Origin of the sequence: Candidatus Bandiella woodruffii, from assembly GCF_034359465.1 — a bacterium.
In the GTDB taxonomy this organism is placed as follows: Bacteria; Pseudomonadota; Alphaproteobacteria; order Rickettsiales; family Midichloriaceae; genus NDG2.
This window is the reverse complement of record NZ_CP110820.1, coordinates 709,719-728,125: the sequence shown is the minus strand read 5'-3', so window position 1 is coordinate 728,125 and position 18,407 is coordinate 709,719. Positions and strand designations below refer to the sequence as shown.

The window sequence follows — 18,407 nt, the reverse complement described above, 5'->3', positions numbered from 1 at the left end:
ATTATTTTTGCCTTTAAGCAATAGTATGCATTCTTAGCCACTATATTGATTTGCTTGCATTTATGAGATATTATGCCTATTATTTACGTTATAAGGGTTAACTTAAACAGAGAAAAATGAAAAGAATAATAATTGGTTTATGTGTTGTATCTGCCCTTTCTGGATGTTACACCAATGAAGCAGGGCAAACAAGCAAAACTACGATGGGCACCATAGGAGGCGGCATAGCTGGGGCTTTGATTGGGTCTGCCATAGGTAAAGGAACCGGAAATAAAGTTGCTATTGCAACCGGGGCAGTGCTGGGTGGCTTGGCGGGGAATGCGCTTGGTAGGTCTTTAGATCAGAGAGATTTGGAGCTGCAGCAAAACGCACAACTTAAGGCGCTTGAGTATAACAAGTCTGGAGCTCCTGCATCTTGGAATAATCCTGATTCGCATGCTTCTGGAGAGGTAGTTCCTGTAAAAACTTTTGTAAATGACTACGGACAAAACTGCAGAGAGTATACCCAAAAAATTAAGATTGGTAACAAGGTTGAAGAAGGCTTTGGAACTGCGTGTAGAAGAGCTGATGGTTCTTGGGAAATTGTAAAATAATTTAAAATAAAGGTTATGAAAAGCTTATTATCTGGTAAAGTCGGGCTAATAATGGGGCTTGCAAATGATAGATCAATTGCTTGGGGGATAGCTAAAGCTTGCCACGCACATGGTGCAAAGCTTGCTATAACCTACCAAAGCGAGATATTTGAAAAAAGAGTGCGTCCGTTGGCTGATGAATTGCAGTCAGATACTCTAATAGAATGTGATGCAACCAATCCAGAATCGGTTGATGGGGCATTTAAAATGATCAAAGATAAACACGGACAAATAGATTTCTTTATTCATGCCATTGCATTTTCCGATAAAGAGGAGCTTAAGGGCAGATATGTGGACACATCAAGAGCAAATTTCCTTAACACCCTTGATGTTTCATGCTACTCCTTCGTGTATACATCAAAAAAAGCTGCAGAAATTCTAAGTCCAAATGGAAGTATATTAACGCTAACCTACTACGGAGCAGAGAAGGTTATTCCCAATTATAACGTTATGGGAGTCGCCAAAGCTGCATTAGAAGCGAGTGTGAAATATATTGCTGCAGACCTGGGAGAACTTGGTATCCGCGTTAATTCAATCTCTGCCGGTCCAATTAAGACTTTGGCTGCTTCTGGTATTGGTGATTTCCGTAGTATGCTTAAGTTTAACGAAGAAAATTCGCCGTTAAGAAGAAATGTTACGATTCATGATATAGGCAACGCAGCTGTTTATCTGGCTAGTGACCTATCATCAAGTGTAACTGGTGAGATTATGCACGTGGATGCGGGGTATAATGTGATTGGTGCTCCTAAGAATTTATCTGGTAATTCATAATGAAAAGAGTAACAATCTTCTGCTTTCTACTTCTTTTAGTGAGTTGTAAGCCTAAGGACCCATCTGTTTACGATATAAAAAGTCCTTGCGCATCCAGCAAAAAAGAGTATACAAATGGCAGCGAACCATGTATAAAAAGAACTCCCTTGGGTAATAAACTAGTTTAGTAAATAAAAAATGATAGAAAAAACGTTTAGCATAATAAAACCAGACGCCACTAAAAGAAACATCACTGGCAAAATTAATGCAAAGTTAGAAGAGGCTGGGTTGAGGATTGTTGCACAAAAAAGAATCCAGCTGACTGAAGCCCAAGCAAAAGCGTTTTATGATATTCATAAGGACAGGCCTTTTTTCAATAGCTTGGTTGCCTTTATGATCTCTGCTCCTGTTGTTGTTCAAGTATTGGAAGGTGAAAATGCAGTGTTGAAGAATAGAGAAGTGATGGGGGCAACAAATCCGGCTGAAGCTGCAATCGGTACTATTAGAAAAGAATTTGCCCAGGATATTGAGGCCAACTCGGTACACGGTTCTGATTCTTTTGATAATGCATGCAAAGAAATCGCATTTTTCTTTGCTGAAACTGAAATCGTTAGATGAATTAATTAAAGCATATAGTGAAAAAAGCTTTGTTTTAGCCTGCACTATATGTTACAATTCGTTAGTTTTGAGATCCCGTAGCTCAGCTGGTAGAGCAACTGACTTTTAATCAGTAGGTCACAGGTTCGAATCCTGTCGGGATCACCATCCATGCTATAGACAAAATACTGCAAGTGTCCTTGTATAGTTGGATAACCTTAAATTTGTTACCACTTTGCTTGTTGCTTGTGTGGGGTTGCCACGCTTTGCGTCTCGCTCAGTGTGCCAAAATTGTCTTCAGGTTGTTGTAATGTCTTCAAAAAAAACAGTTATTATTATACCAGCAAGGCTTGGTTCTACTAGATTGCCTAAAAAGCCTTTAATCAACATAGATGGATTGCCTATGGTAATTAGGGTGTATCAACAGGCGCTTAAGGCAAACTTGGGAGATGTTGTGATTGCTGGATGTGACGAGGAGCTGGAAAATTTGGTGAAGCTCTATGGATATAATTACATTGCCACTGATTCCAAGTTACAATCTGGGACGGATAGGGTTTTTCAAGGGTATGATGCACTGGATCAAGAATATGATTATATAATTAATTTGCAAGGCGATATGCCTTATATAAGCCCGCAAACAATAATTGCTGTAAATGACTTATTAAATGACGAGAGCAATTGTGATGTTGATATTGCAACTGCTGTTACTGTAATATCGGAAAAGAATTCAATTGATGACCCAAACGTTGTGAAAGCGATCGTGAGCTACCAAAATATGGCTTTATATTTCACGAGATCGCCGATAAAGTTTGATAAAAATTATAAGCATGTAGGTATTTATGGGTTCAACCCTAAGTCATTAAAAAGCTTTATTTCAATGGCTCCATCTTATTTGGAAAAACAAGAAAGTTTAGAGCAGTTACGAGCTTTGGAAAATGGCATGAAAATTAAAGTGGCTGTAGTTGACGATCCTAACATTAGCATAGACGTGGAAGAAGACTTGTTAAAACAGAGTTGAGGTTATAAATTTTTTATCACGGTTGATATGTGTGGTTCTCCGCGGAAGTTAATTGCATTATTAAACTTTTTGACGCACTTAGTAAAGCTTTTGTCGCACCCAGCGGTAATCTCGTATTGATCATTTACATTAAGCTGTTGCAGAGGTGGCAGCATAACTTGGACAATTTTGTCCTTAAAATTGATGATATCATAACTTATACCCTTATTCGTCCCAGATAAAAACTTAATTATCCCATCATTATAGTAAAAAGCGCTTTCCTGCCTGGCCTCATCCAAAAAGGGAGCGTTGAAAGATAAAATAAGGATAAATGTGATGGTTTGATTTAAGGAAGTTTGGACCATGGTCTAAAAAAATTAACAAAAAACTGGTTTCCCCAAGAATTCAAAAGATTTCTTTGAGGTGGGATATGGTAATTTTTAGCTTTTTATTGATTCTGCGAAGCGTGATTTTATGAGCTTAGGCAGTAAGAACCGTTAAACGTTTTAAATTAAAGCAGATAGCATTCATAAATTCAGCAAACTGATTTTTGGCAATTCCTATGTATCGCAATCGTTTATTATCTTGAGAAAACACCCTCTCAAACGGAGCCCTTATGGAAGTATAGTATCGATCAAGGTCAAAATTCTTTTGCTTCATATTGTTTTTCTTGATGGCGCAAAAATGAATACCTCTGCTTTTAGCTGCATTCTTTGCTGGTGCAACACAATACCCTTTGTCAGCATAAACTGCTCCACTATTTGGTAAAACATGCGCAACTCCCTTTGCATCGGTAACATTAGCAGGCGTTATAGCAACCTTGTTGATCATTCCGGATTGAATATCTACGCTTACATGTTTTTCTTATAGCCATACCAAAATTTACTACCACCCTTGCACCCTATTTTGGCTTGTTTATCATGTGCGACTTTAGGCAAGACTTCGTTGTTAAGTTTTTCATATTTTTGTTTTCTGGCTTCATCCCGCTCTTCCCATAAATTAGCTTTGGAGATCAAGTGACTTGCATCAACAAAAGTAAATACCTCGCTCATATATCCTTGAGATTTTAGTTGATCTCTAAAAATGGCAAAGATTTTTGATAACAAATTTGTTCCTATCTTTGAGCGGATTCTACTAAAAACGCTATAATCAGGTGTGGCTTCGGTTAAATCAAAATCACAAAACCACTTGGCTGCAACACTGTCACTCAAATATCTTTCTAGTTCACGATCTGACAAATCTTCCATAAACTGTAACAACAAGCATTTAAATAAACGTAAAACACCATATCCCTTATAATTAGCAGGAGATTCAATTCCCTTCAGCTCTTGCTCTGCTGCCCCAAAATTAAACAGCTCCTTAAATTTGCGATATTGATGCTCACTACCAACCAATTGATCCAAACATACCATTATTATTTGATGCGCTGATGACATTTTTCTCTTCTTTATTCTGTAATCCACTCCACTATACCTTTCTTTATTCCATCTTGCAACACTCCCAAAAAAGAATTTTTGCTGATCAGCGTTGTTATTTGCCCCTGTTTTGTATAAGCATCTTTGCTTAGTCCACACCTATCATCACAAAACTTTGCCCGGCAGTAGGGAGAAAAGAACTGAGTTATATTAGAGTTTAGCTTGTCAGAAAGTGAGATTATAGAAGCGTAAAACTGGTTGTGTTGATGTATTCTTATCGCCCCTATTTTAATAAAATTTGCTCTAAATTTTGATTATTGGTTAAATAAATTGACAGCAGAGCGTTGTCGAATTTCCCATTTAAGATGTCAGCTTCTTTTATCAATTTGTTGTCGATAATTCCAGTAATTTCATTAGTGTCCTCTAACATTTCAGCATTTTTTCTTATCTCCGTGTAGCTTAACAAACTTTTTGCAAGATATTTTACCTCATCTACTTCAATGTCATGCTCACAATCTGTTAGGCAAAGCTCTATACCGTTTTCGAGTAAAACATGCCAACAGATGAAATACCCAAACACACGTTTGCTTTCGTAATTATTAACCTTTCTCATAGCCTGATTTCAACTAAATTTATGTTTTTGCTGGAATATGTATTGTGTTCGTCGATTGAGATTGGTAAATGATCAATATCAAATCTCACAGGTAAGTCAAATTCAAAAGTTGCGAAAATTTTGTCCCCAAGTCCAACTGTAGATTCAAACTTTATTTCGCCAGATTGGTGATTCACTTCAACACCACCAGTATATTCCTCATTGTTAACATAGATAATCACAGTGCTTATAACTGGTTTGTAGATGATCCTTTCATATGTGCTCTCCTCACTTTTATATATCTTTTTTAGTTGGAAAGCTTTGTTAATACCATCTCCAATCCCTAGTAACTGCATCTCTGCTTTATAATCACACCAATCTTTCAATCTAAAGCCAACTGCTCTCCCTCTCCTTGCTCTAAAGAAGGTCACCAACTTTTCCATCTGTAAAGAAGTTTTAACAGCATATGATATGTTATAACGCATTTTTGAATTTGTTCCGTTTAAGGTTCTATACTCCTTGCCGTTTGTTGTGCAGATAATGTTTGTAAAATATTCCGGTCCTCCAGTTGCTCCATAAGATATGTCTTCAGGAAACCTTACTTCATCGAATTCTTTCATATGTTTAGCTCGATAAATTTTGCTATATTTGCTATTTTAATTGAATTAATGATATCGGGAAGTAGGACGCAAAATTTACTATGCACTGTTACCGTAATAATATAATATGAGGGAAATTTATTGGATATGAAATGTATTATACTCCGCTAACTTTAAAAATTGGCCTCAAAATATTTGGGACTTCGCGCTTCATTGCGTACTTTTATAACCTCATCATGCTAATCACTCATATTCCCAGCTTTTTTTGCGGTCATCTGTCGTCTGTATGCCACACTTCAGGTGCTTAAAATGAAATATGATCTTATTATAAGTGGTGCTGGATGTATAGGGCTTACGTTCGCGTGTTTAATGGCTAAAAGTGGGTTGAGTGTTGCTGTTTTGAATAATACTGACATATATGCTCGGAACGTTTTGGGAATTGGCAAAAAAAGAGGGCATGACAACAAAAGATTTGGGGTATATAATCCACCAGAAATCCTAGGCCAATTGCCTAGCCGATTATTTGCAATAGCTGCTGCATCTTTGGACATCTTTGAAAAAGCTGGTATTTTAGAGGTCTTAAAGGAGCATGCTCAACCAATTAACAAAATATTGATCGGAGATCACAACAATCATGAGCAATTGATCTTTGACCCCAAAGAGATAGGTCGGGACGATTTTGGCTGTATGCTCGATGAGAGAATTATAGCAAAAGCCCTAATCGCAGAAGTTCAACGGCATCAAAATATAACTCTATATAAAAACGTAGAAATCAATAGTATAATTTACAGTCCCCATCACAATCAATTACATTTATCTGATGGAACTACATTATTGTGTGACTTATTACTTGTATCAGAGGGGAAACATTCCAAAACCAGAAAAATTCTGGGCATTGAAACCAAAAACATCAATTATAATCAAGATGTGATTATATGTGATATAGAGCACGAAGTTGATCATAGGGGCGTTGCAGTTGAAAGGCTGTTGACAACAGGTCCTTTTGCAGTGTTGCCTCGAGTTGGTGGGCATAAATCTGGTATTATAATAACGGGTAGTGGCGGTACAGGTAGGCTATTAGCTTCAAAATCAGGTCGTGATATTGAATATATTGTGAAGGAAAGGCTGGGTGATTGCTTAGGAGATATAAAGCTGGCTTCCAGTATTGCGTATTTCACCCTTCACCTAATATATGCAAAAAAATATACAGAGTCTAGAGCCGCGCTTTGTGGTGATGCCATGCATAGTATCCACCCAATTGCGGGACAGGGATTAAACCTTGGGCTTAGAGACATACAACTCTTAGCTCAACTCATTAATGAGAATATAAGCCTGGGGCTGGACATAGGTTCTAAGCGTATGCTTTCTAGGTATAGCCTACAAAGAGATTTTGATATCAATTTGATGATCAGTAGCACGCACAACATAAACGGCATTTTTGCCTCTGATTTCCTTCCAATTCAGCTACTAAGGAGAGCTGGTATACAAATTATAAAAAACGTTTCCCCACTTAAAAAATATGTTATGAGTTATGCTTCTGGGTATAAGTATTAAGTCTGTCCGTCAAAATAGGCTGAAGTAAAGTGAAGCTAGGAAATCAGTACATAAAAGTCTGCTCAAATTCATAAATTTTAGTGAAAAACCTTTACAGATTTGATGGTAAATACCAATAGAAAGAGTGAATGCAAACCTGGGGGCTCGCGTGTAAGCACGAAGCTTGTTATTTGCGATTTTAAAACTTATCAGAGTGTTAGCCAAAGATAGATATAAAATTGCCCTGCTCACTTAGGAAATTATTGTTATCCTCAAAATGTACCCAGAGCTTAATCGTAAGATCGACAACTTCTTCAGATTTTGAAACTACCTTTGTTTTTCTGGTCATTCTTGCAATTCTGTGCCTTGTGTTTGAGTTATTGGACTCAATTGAGAGTGTATGTTGTTTGCCAACAACATGTTGATGGCGAGGTATAACCTCTGAATAAACAGACCAAGCGTCTGTGTAATAAGTGCAATTATCTCTACTTATGATTTTCCACAATTTTCTAAAGGTTGTAACGTTACGCTTACCAACCACCCAGGCAACAACTCTCTTGAGCTCCCTACTATAGGCTTTCCATATCCATAATTTGTTTTTTTTGAATCTACAAAATGCCACATCTCATCTATTTCAACTTCTCTCAATTCTTCCGGCACTGTTGGTCTTGGTATCTTTTTAGCATACAGTATTATCCACTTATATACGCTAGTATGAGCTACTTTAAATAATTTCCCTAGTCATCTAAAGCTACTTTTCCCCATGCTGTACAATAACACTGCCAGAGCCTTCATCTCTGGCGAACAGCCTCTTAATTTAGTGTTTGTAAAATTACATCCACACTCTTTGCATTTATACCTTTGCATACCCCTAATATTACCATTCTTAACGTATTTACTGCTACTGCATTTTTTACACTCTGTATTCATATCTCTATTTTCTTTGTTGCTCGCTATATTCATTTTAGCATCTTATCTATCTTATGGCAACACTCCCAAAATAATTACTCTTGACGATTTTTCAGATTTAGAATAGGGTATTCGTTCATCGGCCGAGTAGCAAAGTGGTAATGCAGCGGATTGCAAATCCGCCACGAGCCAGTTCGATTCTGGCCTCGGCCTCGCAGCCAATTGATTATGAGAAAATATGAAAATAACGGGCATAAAAGCGAGGCAAATCTTTGACAGTAGAGGCTTGCCTACTATAGAGACAGATTTGACCTTAAACAATTCTTATTTTGGCAGAGCTTCTATCCCAAGTGGAGCATCTAAGGGGATGCATGAAGCTCTTGAGTTGAGAGATGGTGATGAAGGATATCACGGAAAAAGCGTTCTAAAAGCAGTAAACCTTATAAATGAAGAGCTTGGCCCACACATGTTGAATTTTTCATTTCAATCCCAAGAAGAGCTAGACCAGTTTTTAATTGATCTGGATGGCACAGTTAACAAGTCTGCTTTAGGAGCGAACACAATACTTTCAATTTCCATAGCTTTTGCCAAGGCAAGAGCCTCTGTAATGGGTAAACACCTGTTCCAAACACTTACCACTAACAATCGCTTCACGCTACCAAAGCCCATGCTGAACATAATTAATGGAGGTGTCCATGCTGACAATGGCTTGGATATACAAGAATTTATGATAGTCCCAGTGAAATATACTGATATCAATCAAAACTTAAAAGTGGCTTGCGAGATTTTTCACAGTCTAAGGGGGATATTGAAAATAGGTGGTTACAAGGTGAATACCGGCGACGAAGGGGGCTTTGCGCCAGATATAAAATCAACAAATGCAGCACTTGATTTAATTGTGCAGGCAATCGAAGTCGCTGGGTATAAATTGGAAAAAGATGTGTGTTTAGCTCTGGACGTTGCTGCCAATGAATTATATCAAAACGGTAGATATCAACTAAAGTCCGAGGGCGTGCAGTTGACAAATCTTGAACTGATAAAGTTTTATGAAGAACTTTGCAGTAAATATCCAATAATATCGATTGAAGACCCATTATCAGAAACCGATCTTGAAGGATGGAAGATGATCACACAGAGACTTGGGCAAAAAATAAAAATAGTAGGAGACGATTTGTTCGTCACAAACCCCAAGAAATTACAGCAGGGAATTGACGAACACCTAGCCAATGCAATATTGATTAAAATCAACCAAATAGGAACCATGACAGAAACCCTCAAAAGTATAGATTTGGCTGCAAGCAACAACTTCACCAACATTATATCTCATAGGTCTGGAGAAACAGAAGATACTACTATAGCACATCTCGCTGTGGCAACAAGTAGCCAGTATATAAAAACTGGTTCAATTTCAAGAACCGACAGAGTTTGCAAATATAATGAACTGATGAGAATTGAAGAGATTGTTAAACATCAGTAAATTTGTCTCAAAGGTTGTATGCAAAGGTTTTATGTCTGAAATAGGATAGTGAGTGAAAAGTTAATTAGTCCCTCCATCAAGAGTTGAATTTAGATGGCCTGAGTTTTGGACAATTTGTAAAGAAAGAAGTTTTGAAATCGCAAATGGCAAGCCTTTCGCTCTCGTATAATATCAGCACATTGATTTAATAAAATTTTTGCTCTCCGATCTTGTTCTAAAAAATTTTCTTCCTATATAAGGACGTATAAGTCAATAATTAGAAATATTATCATGAGCAGAACAATAGGCATAGACTTAGGTACCACCAATTCGTGTGTAGCTATCATGGATGGCAGCAACCCAAAAGTTATTGAAAACTCAGAGGGCGCAAGAACCACTCCTTCTATAGTTGCTTTTACTGAAAAGGGGGAAAAGCTAGTTGGGCAAGCAGCTAAAAGACAGGCTGTCACAAACCCAGAAAACACAATTTTTGCGGTAAAAAGGTTAATAGGACGTAACTTCTCAGACCCAAAAACAAAAGAGCTGGCAAAAAAAGTTCCATATAAGATTATAGAAGCCGGAAATAAAGATGCATGGGTTGGAGTGAAGAACGATAAATATGCTCCCAGCCAAATTAGTGCGATGATTCTGCAAAAAATGAAAGAAACAGCCGAAGATTATTTGGGGGAAAAAGTCACGAAAGCAGTGATTACCGTTCCAGCATACTTTAATGACTCTCAAAGACAGGCAACTAAAGATGCTGGCAAAATAGCTGGGCTTGACGTCTTAAGAATTATAAATGAACCAACAGCTGCAGCTCTTGCCTATGGGCTTGACAAAGATGTGAATAAAACTATTGTTGTTTATGATCTTGGTGGGGGAACCTTTGATGTGTCAATTCTTGAGATAGGTGATGGGATCTTTGAAGTTAAGGCAACTAATGGTGATACTTTCTTGGGTGGTGAAGACTTTGATTTGAAATTGTTGGAATACTTATGTGAAGAGTTTAAAAAAAGTAGCGGGGTTGATCTGATGAAAGACCCATTAGCCCTACAAAGGCTAAAAGAAGCTGCAGAAAAAGCTAAAATCGAACTTTCTAACGCACTGGAAACAGATGTTAACCTTCCATATATTACAGCGGATGCATCAGGACCAAAGCATTTAAATGTAAAAATCACAAGAGCTAAGTTCGAAAATTTGGTGGATGACCTAATCACAAGAAGCATAGAACCATGCAAAGCAGCCTTAAAAGACGCTGGCCTGTCTGCGTCCGATATTCATGATGTGGTTTTGGTTGGTGGCATGACAAGGATGCCGAAAGTCATAGAAAAAGTGAAAGAATTTTTCGGTAAAGAGCCACATAAAGGTGTTAACCCTGATGAAGTTGTTGCAATAGGCGCTGCTGTTCAAGGGGCTGTATTAAGTGGGGACATGAAAGACATAGTTTTACTTGATGTGGCGCCACTTACAATAGGAATCGAAACTTTGGGAGGCGTTATGACGCCTTTGATAGAAAGGAATAGTACTATCCCAACCAAGAAAAGCCAGGTCTTTTCCACTGCTGAAGATAATCAACACGCTGTTACCATTAGGGTCTTTCAAGGGGAAAGAAAAATGGCATCAGATAATAAAATGCTTGGTCAATTTAATCTTGAAGGAATTGCTCCAGCTCCCAGAGGGTTGCCGCAAATTGAAGTGACTTTTGATGTGGATGCAAATGGGATACTTCACGTTTCAGCAAAAGACAAAGGTACAGGTAAAGAGCAAAAAATTACTATACAGTCTTCTGGTGGTTTATCGGATGATGAAATTAAAAAAATGATCAAGGATGCAGAAGAGAATGCAAGTAAGGATGAGGAGAAAAAGTTGATAATAGAGGCAAGAAACAAAGCTGATTCCCTAATATATTCGACCGAAAAAAGTTTAAAGGATTTCGGAGATAAAATTCCGCAGGCGGAAAAAGAAGAGGTGGAGAATATAATTAAGAGCCTAAAAACAGCGATGGAAGCGGAAAATGTTGATGACATCAATAGTAAAGTTGAAGCTCTAAACCAAGCTGCAATGAAGATAGGGCAGCATGTTTATGGGAACGAGCAGCAATCCGCCCCACAAGCAGAGAGTAGTCAACCTTCCCATGAAGATGAAAAAGTAGTGGATGCTGAGTTTGAGGAAGTTAAAGATGCAGAAGATAAAAATTCTAAATGATCTTGCGTTCAACAGGGTTAGCTATTAGAGTTATTGGGTAACCAGTCTATGCTATACATATTTCAAGAGTTTGGTTCTAAAATTTCAGAAGGCTTCAAACTTTGCCATCTGTGCGATGGTGTGGGTAAAGCGCTTACTTCTGTTTTGAAGACTCGGCTCTTGAAGGATTTAGGTTATAAGTAATATGTTAATTTAGTAGCCAACTTTTATGTTTCCAAGTTATTATTGGGTCTCCTTGATAGCAATTTTAGTGCTATCTGTATTTGTTGATTTAGGCGTTGCTTCAAGGAATTCAAAACAGCTCAGCATGTTAAAGGCATTGGCGTTATCATCGTTGTGGGTTATGTTGGCGGCAACTATAGGGAGTGTGATATACCTTCATGCTGGTGTTGATATGGCGGTGGAGTTTGTTGCGGCATATTGTATTGAGCTTTCTCTGAGTGTTGATAATGTTTTTGTTTTTATTCTCATTTTTAAGTATTTTGATATAGAGCCAAGGTTCCAACACAAAGTGTTATTTATAGGGGGTTTAGGTGCGATAGTATTAAGACTATTGATGCTTACATGTGGTTTTTATATTATCAACATGTTTGAATGGGTGTTTTTATTATTTGGTTTCTTGTTGATATATAGTGGCTATAAACTGCCATTTATGAACTCCTACGATTCATCTACTATGGATGACAATCTGGTCATCAGGATAACCAAAAGATACTTTAATTATAGTCAAGACAATAAAGGAGGGGTGTTATATTTTCATAAAGATAAAAAATTATTCATCACACCTTTAGCGCTTGCATTGCTAATGATTGAAAAAGCAGACTTGGTGTTCGCAATGGATTCAGTCCCTGCTGTGCTTGCAATTACTAAGGACCCATTTATAGCATTTAGTTCAAATATCTTGGCAATTTTAGGCCTCAGGTCTATGTATTTTGTTATGTCTAACGCAATTCAGAAGTTTAAATACTTGAAGTATGGAATAGGGGGTATGCTTGTTTACATTGGAGCAAAAATGATTTTGGGCTTCTTTGGAGTTCACTTTTCTAATTACATATCAATATTAGTCACAGTAATTTTTATAGCTCTCTCGGTCATCTTTTCAATGATAATGAAAGTTGGGAGTGTTCATAAATAGATAGAAAGAGCTAAAGCTTTGTTAAAAAATAAAACAAGGGATAATCTTAGCATTTCAGAACACTTGCTAAAGCGTTTAGTCTTGCGATTTAATCTAGCAAGCATATCCCTTAAGGAGGAATTGAAGCTCTCAACCAAACAAGTTTCAGACTTTGTCTGCAGATGTATTTGAGCAATTTTATAATGACAATAGACCTCATACCCATCTGTACACATATAACGAATTTGGTATTTTTCTCCTAGCTCACGAGCTAAATCTACGTAATTTTCTTTATCACCTGAACCTACTTTAAACGCAACAGTTTTGAATCTGTCCCTATCGACAGCAGTCCATATTCTTGTTTTATTCTCTTTTTTTTGACGTATGTATATAGCTCATCCATCTCTAATATCTCTATACGCTTCTTATCTCCCTCTATCTTTTGATTCGTCACCATCTCATCTACTACTTTCCCTGCTTGTTTGATCCAATAAAATACTGTACTTAACGGGATATTTAATATGTGAGCTATCCTCCTAATTCCGCAGTTATTTAGATACATCTTTATCACCATGCTCCTCTCTTTATTACCATATTTCCAATTCTTCCTACCATCTCCTTCTGTAAAGTTTTTATTACAACTCTTACATTTGTATCTCTGCTTTTTCCTTGCATATCCATTTTTTGATACCTCTTTCCCTTTGCAATATTTACATTCTATTTTCTCCATTTTTCCCTTTCTTTTCTCCTTCCCTCTCCTTATATCACATTCTTTTCTTCTTTCCTATCCCTTTTAAAACACTCCCTGAAAGTTTACCAAAACAAGATATAGTATATTTTTAAATTTTATGTTAAAAGCGAGAAAAATACTGGATGGTATAAATGAAAATCAGTGCAAATGATATCAGAATAGGAAACGTTATATTTCATGATAACAGATATTTGGTCGTTTCAAAAACCATGCATACCCAACCTGGCAAAGGAGGGGCTTACATCCAAGTTGAGATGAAAGAAATTAAAACGGGCACAAAAATGAACCACAGGTTCAGAAGCTCAGAAGATGTAGAGAGAATAAAGCTGGACCAACAACCGCATCAATTCCTGTACGAAGAAGGAGATGGGTTGGTTCTGATGGATCAAGAAACATATGAACAAAGAACAGTTCCTCAATCACTGCTTGGTGAGCAGGCATCTTTTTTACAAGAGGGAATGGTTGTGATTTTAGAGACTCATGATGGCGAACCCCTAGTTGCTTCTTTACCGTCCACAGCAGAAGTTGTGGTGAAAGAATGCGAACCTGTTGTGAAAGGACAGACCTCAGCTTCTTCATATAAACCAGCAGTTTTAGAGAATGGTGCAAGAATTATGGTGCCTCCATTCATCAATGAGGGAGATAAAATTGTGGTGGATATTAAGGAATTGAAATATTTGGAAAGGGCAAAGTAGTATGCCAATTGATCATAATACTCTCTATAGCGCAATTAAGAGCAATTTCCCTAACGCCGATCTTGAACTGACGGATACAGTTGGGGACAACAATCACTACGAGCTCAAAATTACAACCGAAGAATTCAGTGGTCTATCAAAAATAGAGCAACATAGGCTTGTCCATAAAGTGTTAAAAGAATGGTTGGGTGCAGACCTACATGCTCTTTCAATAAAAACATACATCAAAAAGGAATAAAATGAATAACAACTTACACGAAGCAATTACACAAGTTCTAAACGAACATGAGGTTGTGTTGTTTATGAAAGGAACGCCTGAAGCTCCTGCTTGCGGATTTTCGGCTACAGTCGTGAATATATTAAACATATTAAAAGTGAAATTCGTCGGCATAAACATTTTGGAAGATGATGATTTGAGGCAGGCCATCAAAGATTATTCAGATTGGCCAACAATTCCACAACTTTACATTAAAGCCCAATTCATAGGTGGGTGTGATATTGTGAGGGAGATGTATGAAAGTGGTGAACTGCAACAGTTGATCTAAAAAACAACCCGATCATGCAAAGACATTCACAATATTTCTCATTTTTATCATACTTTGCAGTACCTTATTTTGTTATAATGACACTTTCAAGATGCATTCTTGCATGGCATAGTTGCCATCTTGATCAGCTAAATTGCACTTGGGGGCAGTTGTTTGAGATTTTTACTTTTGGGGCAATTAGTGATTTGGCCTCATTTTTTTATGTAGCGGTTCCACTATCCTTTTTATACCTACTAATCCCAAGATTTATTCGCGCAAATAAGTACGCTTTTCTTATATTTAAGGCAGTGGTTTATACCTTTATCTACGCTCTTCTATTCACAATGGTTGCAGAGTACTTCTTTTGGGATGAATTTGGGGTGAGGTTTAATTTCATTGCTGTTGACTATCTGGTTTATCAAAGAGAGCTGGTTGGGAATATATACGAGTCTTATCCTCTCATCAAAATTTTAGTTACATTGGTTTTCCTTGTGCCGATTTTCTATTATGTCGCAAAATCTATAGCCAGGAAGTTTGAACGTTTTAGAACATCAAAACTCTTCGTCTTAAACTTATCATTAATTGTTGTTTTATGTTTAATGGGGGCATATCACTTTAATCCCAAAGATGTGATAGACAAGAAATTTGACGGTAACGCTTATGCAACAAATTTAGCATATAATGGTTTAGATGGGTTGTTTAGTGCATTTAAAAATAATACTTTGGACTATGATAAATTTTACCTCAGTTATGATCAAGAATCTGTATTGAAAAATTTACGCCAACAAATCTCGTCTGGTAATGCCAAGTTTCTTTCCAATGACACAAACGATATTACAAGGATAATCACCTCAACAAATGGTAATAAGTCAAAAAAACACAACGTAGCACTAATTGTTGTGGAAAGCCTCAGTGCAGAGTTCATGGGGTATTTTGGTAATAGGGAAGGGATCACCCCATTTCTTGATAGTTTAGTTGCTAAGAGCTTATTTTTCAATAACTTTTATGCCACTGGGACAAGAACAGTGCGAGGTCTTGAGGCAATTTCATTATCAATCCCGCCCCTTCCAGGTAATTCAATTTTAAGACGTCCTAGCAATGAGAATTTATTCTCTTTGGGATATGTTTTTGAAAAAGAGGGATACGATAACAAATTTATTTATGGTGGTTTTGGGTATTTCGACAACATGAACTACTTTTTTGCGAATAATAATTTTAAAACTATTGATCGCACAGATTTTGCGCAAGAAGAGATAACATTTTCAAATGTTTGGGGAGTAAGCGATGAGGATTTGTTCAATAAATTTATAAAAGAGGCTGATAAATCCCACAAAGCCAAACAACCTTTCCTCTCTTTGGTGATGACAACCTCCAACCACAGGCCATATACATATCTTGATGGTAAAATTGACATTCTACCTGGGACTGGAAGAGCTGGGGCAGTTAAGTATACAGATTATGCAATAAAGCAATTAATGGAGCGCTCAAAACAAAAACCGTGGTTTGATAATACAATCTTTATTATTGTTGCTGACCATTGCGCAGGCAGTGCTGGTAAAGTGCATATACCAGTGGACAGATACCATATTCCGCTGTTTATATATGCACCAAAGATAATCAAGCCAAAAATAATTGATGACTTAGCGAGTCAAATTGACATTGCCCCCACGCTTCTTGGATTACTTGACGTTGAATATAAAAGCAAATTTTTTGGGAAAGATATTTTAAAGTTTAAAGCAAACAGAGCTTTTATTAGTACTTATCAAAAACTTGGCTTATATAGCGGGAATACGTTAACTGTGCTTGGGCCCAAAAAGTTCGTTTGGAGTTATAATATTGACCAAGCCAACAACCAAAAAGAAAATAAAGTGAACAAAACCCAGCTCTTTGACACTGTAACTTTTTATCAAGCGGCTAGCCATTTATTAAACAACGGCTGGCTTAAAGATATAAGCAAATAACACCAATTTTTCAAGTTATCGGAGTATATTCCTAGCTCTTTTCCAAGTTCTCTGTCGTCTATAAATTTGTTGATTTACCAGAGGTATATTAGTTGCGTCACTCATCATAGCTAAGTGTTTTTTGGCAGTAATTGTTGGGATCTTCATTAATTAAATCACTCTCAGTTCTGGCCGTGGAAAGATTGCTATTGTCTTGATGTTTGTTTGGTGCACATTCTAGATAGTGTCGTCATGAGATTTGTGGTATAATATGAAAGAAAAGATAAATCAGGAGTAAAAATGGATTTAGGGCTACATAGGCATGATATAACAGATAATATGTGGGATTTGATAAAGGATCATTTGCCAGGAAGGGAGGGTACGTGGGGAGGTTTGGCACATAATAACAGAAGATTCATTAACGCAGTATTTTGGATATTAAGAACAGGTTCTCCCTGGAGAGATTTGCCTTCAGAATATGGAGGATGGAAAAATACACATAAAAGATTTTGCAGATGGAGAGACAAAAGGATATGGGAGGCTTTATTGGAGATATTTGTGAAAGAACCTGATATGGAATGGTTAATGATAGACGCAAGTCATAGTAAAGTGCATCCACATGCTTCAGGTGCAAAAGGCGGCAATCAAGATATGAGTCGTACAAAAGGGGGCTCAATACAAAGATTCACCTTGCCGTGGATTCACATGGTATGCCACTCAAAGTTATTGTCACAAAAGGCTCAGAAGCTGATTGCAAGCAGGCTGTTAATCTTATTGAAGAGATGAAAGCTGAGTACTTACTAGCCGACAGAGGGTACGATGTTAATTACATAATTGACCATGCCCAAGAATTGGGCATGAGAGTTGTTATTCCTCCTAAAAAGAACAGAATCACCCAGAGAAAATACAATAAAGATTTATATAAAATAAGGCATATTGTAGAAAACACCTTTCTTCATCTTAAAAGATGGAGGGGAATTGCAACCAGATATGCTAAAAATTCAGCTTCTTTCCTTGCCGCAATTCAGATTAGATGCTTATCTCTTTGGCTTAAAATCTCATGACGACATTATCTAGATTAAGACTAAGATTTATTGTGGGTGTTTTCCTTGGTGTACATAACCATTCTTGCTTTCCTTCTGTAGATTCTAATAAAAGGTCTGCCGTCTCAGTTGTGTAATCCATTTGCACAGCTTCGTCATTTTGGGACTCAGTCATAACAAAACCCAATTCTTCTTCTAATTCTGTTAAATATTTTTTCTTTTCTTCAATCGATCTTTCCATCATCAAAATTTCTTCTGCTACTCTTGAAAGTTTCTGGTTCAATTCTTTAATCCCTAACTCTAACTTATTTGTATTATACTTAAAAAAAGCTGAGTATGTTTTATATTCGAATCTACTGTCAACTGACAATCCATCAAATTCTTTTGTGAGCTCTAACAATTCTTGGTTATGTTGTTGTAGCTCTTCATTGTAATTGCTTAGCCGTATTTCTATAACTCCTATTTCCTTTTCCAGTGCCTCCATATCTTCAACGCTGTCATTTTCTTGCAGCGTGTTATTAAACTCTGTCAATTTGTGTCGCGTATTAAAGATTGCTTGTTTCACAGATTTTAGTTCATGCTGTTTATACTGGAGGCACCGTCAAGTTAAAAAAGTTGAGGTGCAAAAGGTATTGAGAGAAGAGGGAAAAAATAG

General features: G+C 37.0%; 23 protein-coding genes and 2 tRNA genes. 15 read left to right on the top strand and 10 right to left on the bottom strand.

Annotation, left to right across the window (positions count from 1 at the left end; translation table 11 throughout):
* Positions 1-116 precede the first annotated feature (116 nt).
* From Bandiella_RS04490 to kdsB, 5 genes are all read left to right on the top strand, one after another.
* Positions 117-593: an RT0821/Lpp0805 family surface protein gene (locus Bandiella_RS04490; RefSeq protein WP_323732558.1), complete on the top strand. Its 477-nt coding sequence runs from the start codon at positions 117-119 to the stop codon at positions 591-593.
* A gap of 15 nt (positions 594-608) precedes the next feature.
* The gene (locus tag Bandiella_RS04485) at positions 609-1,403 is read left to right on the top strand and encodes an enoyl-ACP reductase FabI (RefSeq protein WP_323732557.1); all 795 of its coding nucleotides are present in this window, start codon (positions 609-611) and stop codon (positions 1,401-1,403) included.
* Positions 1,404-1,580: 177 nt separating this feature from the next.
* Complete coding sequence (gene ndk, locus Bandiella_RS04480) at positions 1,581-2,000, top strand: nucleoside-diphosphate kinase (protein ID WP_323732556.1); 420 nt, start codon at positions 1,581-1,583, stop codon at positions 1,998-2,000.
* Positions 2,001-2,071: 71 nt separating this feature from the next.
* Positions 2,072-2,147 (top strand) — tRNA-Lys (locus Bandiella_RS04475).
* Between the two features lie 142 nt (positions 2,148-2,289).
* Positions 2,290-2,997, top strand: coding sequence for a 3-deoxy-manno-octulosonate cytidylyltransferase (gene kdsB, locus Bandiella_RS04470; protein ID WP_323732555.1), 708 nt, complete (start codon positions 2,290-2,292; stop codon positions 2,995-2,997).
* 2 nt (positions 2,998-2,999) lie between these two features.
* Here the strand turns inward: kdsB and Bandiella_RS04465 are convergent, their stop codons facing one another.
* The 5 genes from Bandiella_RS04465 to Bandiella_RS04445 form a co-directional block, all read right to left on the bottom strand.
* Positions 3,000-3,341 (bottom strand): phage BR0599 family protein, encoded by a 342-nt coding sequence (locus Bandiella_RS04465; RefSeq protein WP_323732554.1) that lies wholly within the window; start codon positions 3,339-3,341, stop codon positions 3,000-3,002.
* 115 nt (positions 3,342-3,456) lie between these two features.
* The gene (locus Bandiella_RS04460) at positions 3,457-3,807 is read right to left on the bottom strand and encodes a transposase (RefSeq protein ID WP_323732514.1); all 351 of its coding nucleotides are present in this window, start codon (positions 3,805-3,807) and stop codon (positions 3,457-3,459) included.
* A gap of 20 nt (positions 3,808-3,827) precedes the next feature.
* Positions 3,828-4,550 (bottom strand): transposase, encoded by a 723-nt coding sequence (locus Bandiella_RS04455; protein WP_323732553.1) that lies wholly within the window; start codon positions 4,548-4,550, stop codon positions 3,828-3,830.
* A gap of 124 nt (positions 4,551-4,674) precedes the next feature.
* The gene (locus tag Bandiella_RS04450) at positions 4,675-5,004 is read right to left on the bottom strand and encodes a baseplate hub domain-containing protein (protein ID WP_323732552.1); all 330 of its coding nucleotides are present in this window, start codon (positions 5,002-5,004) and stop codon (positions 4,675-4,677) included.
* Entirely contained in the window at positions 5,001-5,603 is a 603-nt protein-coding gene (locus Bandiella_RS04445; RefSeq protein ID WP_323732551.1) for a DUF2460 domain-containing protein, read from the bottom strand. The genes Bandiella_RS04450 and Bandiella_RS04445 overlap by 4 nt, the downstream gene beginning before the upstream one ends.
* 288 nt (positions 5,604-5,891) lie before the next feature.
* On the opposite strand from Bandiella_RS04445, the gene Bandiella_RS04440 reads away from it, so the two are divergent.
* Positions 5,892-7,136: an FAD-dependent monooxygenase gene (locus tag Bandiella_RS04440; protein ID WP_323732550.1), complete on the top strand. Its 1,245-nt coding sequence runs from the start codon at positions 5,892-5,894 to the stop codon at positions 7,134-7,136.
* A 196-nt stretch (positions 7,137-7,332) separates the two neighbouring features.
* Here the strand turns inward: Bandiella_RS04440 and Bandiella_RS04435 are convergent, their stop codons facing one another.
* Complete coding sequence (locus Bandiella_RS04435) at positions 7,333-7,737, bottom strand: IS1 family transposase (protein ID WP_323732549.1); 405 nt, start codon at positions 7,735-7,737, stop codon at positions 7,333-7,335.
* Positions 7,738-7,856: 119 nt separating this feature from the next.
* Positions 7,857-8,078, bottom strand: a complete 222-nt coding sequence (locus Bandiella_RS04430) for a transposase-like zinc-binding domain-containing protein (RefSeq protein ID WP_323732548.1) — start codon at positions 8,076-8,078, stop codon at positions 7,857-7,859.
* Between the two features lie 87 nt (positions 8,079-8,165).
* On the opposite strand from Bandiella_RS04430, the gene Bandiella_RS04425 reads away from it, so the two are divergent.
* From Bandiella_RS04425 to Bandiella_RS04410, 4 genes are all read left to right on the top strand, one after another.
* Positions 8,166-8,237 (top strand) — tRNA-Cys (locus tag Bandiella_RS04425).
* Between the two features lie 25 nt (positions 8,238-8,262).
* Positions 8,263-9,501, top strand: a complete 1,239-nt coding sequence (eno, locus tag Bandiella_RS04420) for a phosphopyruvate hydratase (RefSeq protein ID WP_323732547.1) — start codon at positions 8,263-8,265, stop codon at positions 9,499-9,501.
* Positions 9,502-9,771: 270 nt separating this feature from the next.
* Positions 9,772-11,685, top strand: a complete 1,914-nt coding sequence (dnaK, locus tag Bandiella_RS04415) for a molecular chaperone DnaK (RefSeq protein WP_323732546.1) — start codon at positions 9,772-9,774, stop codon at positions 11,683-11,685.
* Positions 11,686-11,893: 208 nt separating this feature from the next.
* Positions 11,894-12,820 (top strand): TerC/Alx family metal homeostasis membrane protein, encoded by a 927-nt coding sequence (locus tag Bandiella_RS04410; protein WP_323732545.1) that lies wholly within the window; start codon positions 11,894-11,896, stop codon positions 12,818-12,820.
* Here the strand turns inward: Bandiella_RS04410 and Bandiella_RS07545 are convergent.
* Together Bandiella_RS07545 and Bandiella_RS04405 are read right to left on the bottom strand one after the other, a co-directional pair.
* On the bottom strand, positions 12,811-13,155 hold the full coding sequence (locus Bandiella_RS07545) for an IS1 family transposase (RefSeq protein WP_407651266.1): 345 nt from the start codon (positions 13,153-13,155) through the stop codon (positions 12,811-12,813). The two genes, Bandiella_RS04410 and Bandiella_RS07545, sit on opposite strands and share 10 nt — an antisense overlap.
* A complete protein-coding gene (locus tag Bandiella_RS04405; protein ID WP_323732544.1) occupies positions 13,104-13,529 on the bottom strand; it encodes an IS1/IS1595 family N-terminal zinc-binding domain-containing protein in 426 nt (141 codons plus the stop codon). The genes Bandiella_RS07545 and Bandiella_RS04405 overlap by 52 nt, the downstream gene beginning before the upstream one ends.
* A gap of 152 nt (positions 13,530-13,681) precedes the next feature.
* Here Bandiella_RS04405 and efp point away from each other — a divergent pair, with 152 nt between their 5' ends.
* From efp to Bandiella_RS04380, 5 genes are all read left to right on the top strand, one after another.
* Entirely contained in the window at positions 13,682-14,245 is a 564-nt protein-coding gene (efp, locus tag Bandiella_RS04400; RefSeq protein ID WP_323732543.1) for an elongation factor P, read from the top strand.
* Between the two features lies 1 nt (position 14,246).
* Positions 14,247-14,483, top strand: coding sequence for a BolA/IbaG family iron-sulfur metabolism protein (locus Bandiella_RS04395; protein ID WP_323732542.1), 237 nt, complete (start codon positions 14,247-14,249; stop codon positions 14,481-14,483).
* Position 14,484: 1 nt separating this feature from the next.
* On the top strand, positions 14,485-14,790 hold the full coding sequence (grxD, locus tag Bandiella_RS04390) for a Grx4 family monothiol glutaredoxin (protein ID WP_323732541.1): 306 nt from the start codon (positions 14,485-14,487) through the stop codon (positions 14,788-14,790).
* A gap of 323 nt (positions 14,791-15,113) precedes the next feature.
* Positions 15,114-16,730: an LTA synthase family protein gene (locus Bandiella_RS04385; RefSeq protein ID WP_323732540.1), complete on the top strand. Its 1,617-nt coding sequence runs from the start codon at positions 15,114-15,116 to the stop codon at positions 16,728-16,730.
* A gap of 279 nt (positions 16,731-17,009) precedes the next feature.
* Positions 17,010-17,773 (top strand): IS5 family transposase gene (locus tag Bandiella_RS04380; RefSeq protein ID WP_458693264.1). Its coding sequence is split into 2 segments (ribosomal slippage): positions 17,010-17,370 and positions 17,370-17,773, totalling 765 coding nucleotides; the frame shifts between segments, so codons are not numbered across the junction.
* Here Bandiella_RS04380 and Bandiella_RS04375 read toward each other — a convergent pair.
* Positions 17,760-18,317: a hypothetical protein gene (locus Bandiella_RS04375; protein WP_323732538.1), complete on the bottom strand. Its 558-nt coding sequence runs from the start codon at positions 18,315-18,317 to the stop codon at positions 17,760-17,762. The genes Bandiella_RS04380 and Bandiella_RS04375 overlap by 14 nt on opposite strands.
* Between the last annotated feature and the right edge of the window lie 90 nt (positions 18,318-18,407).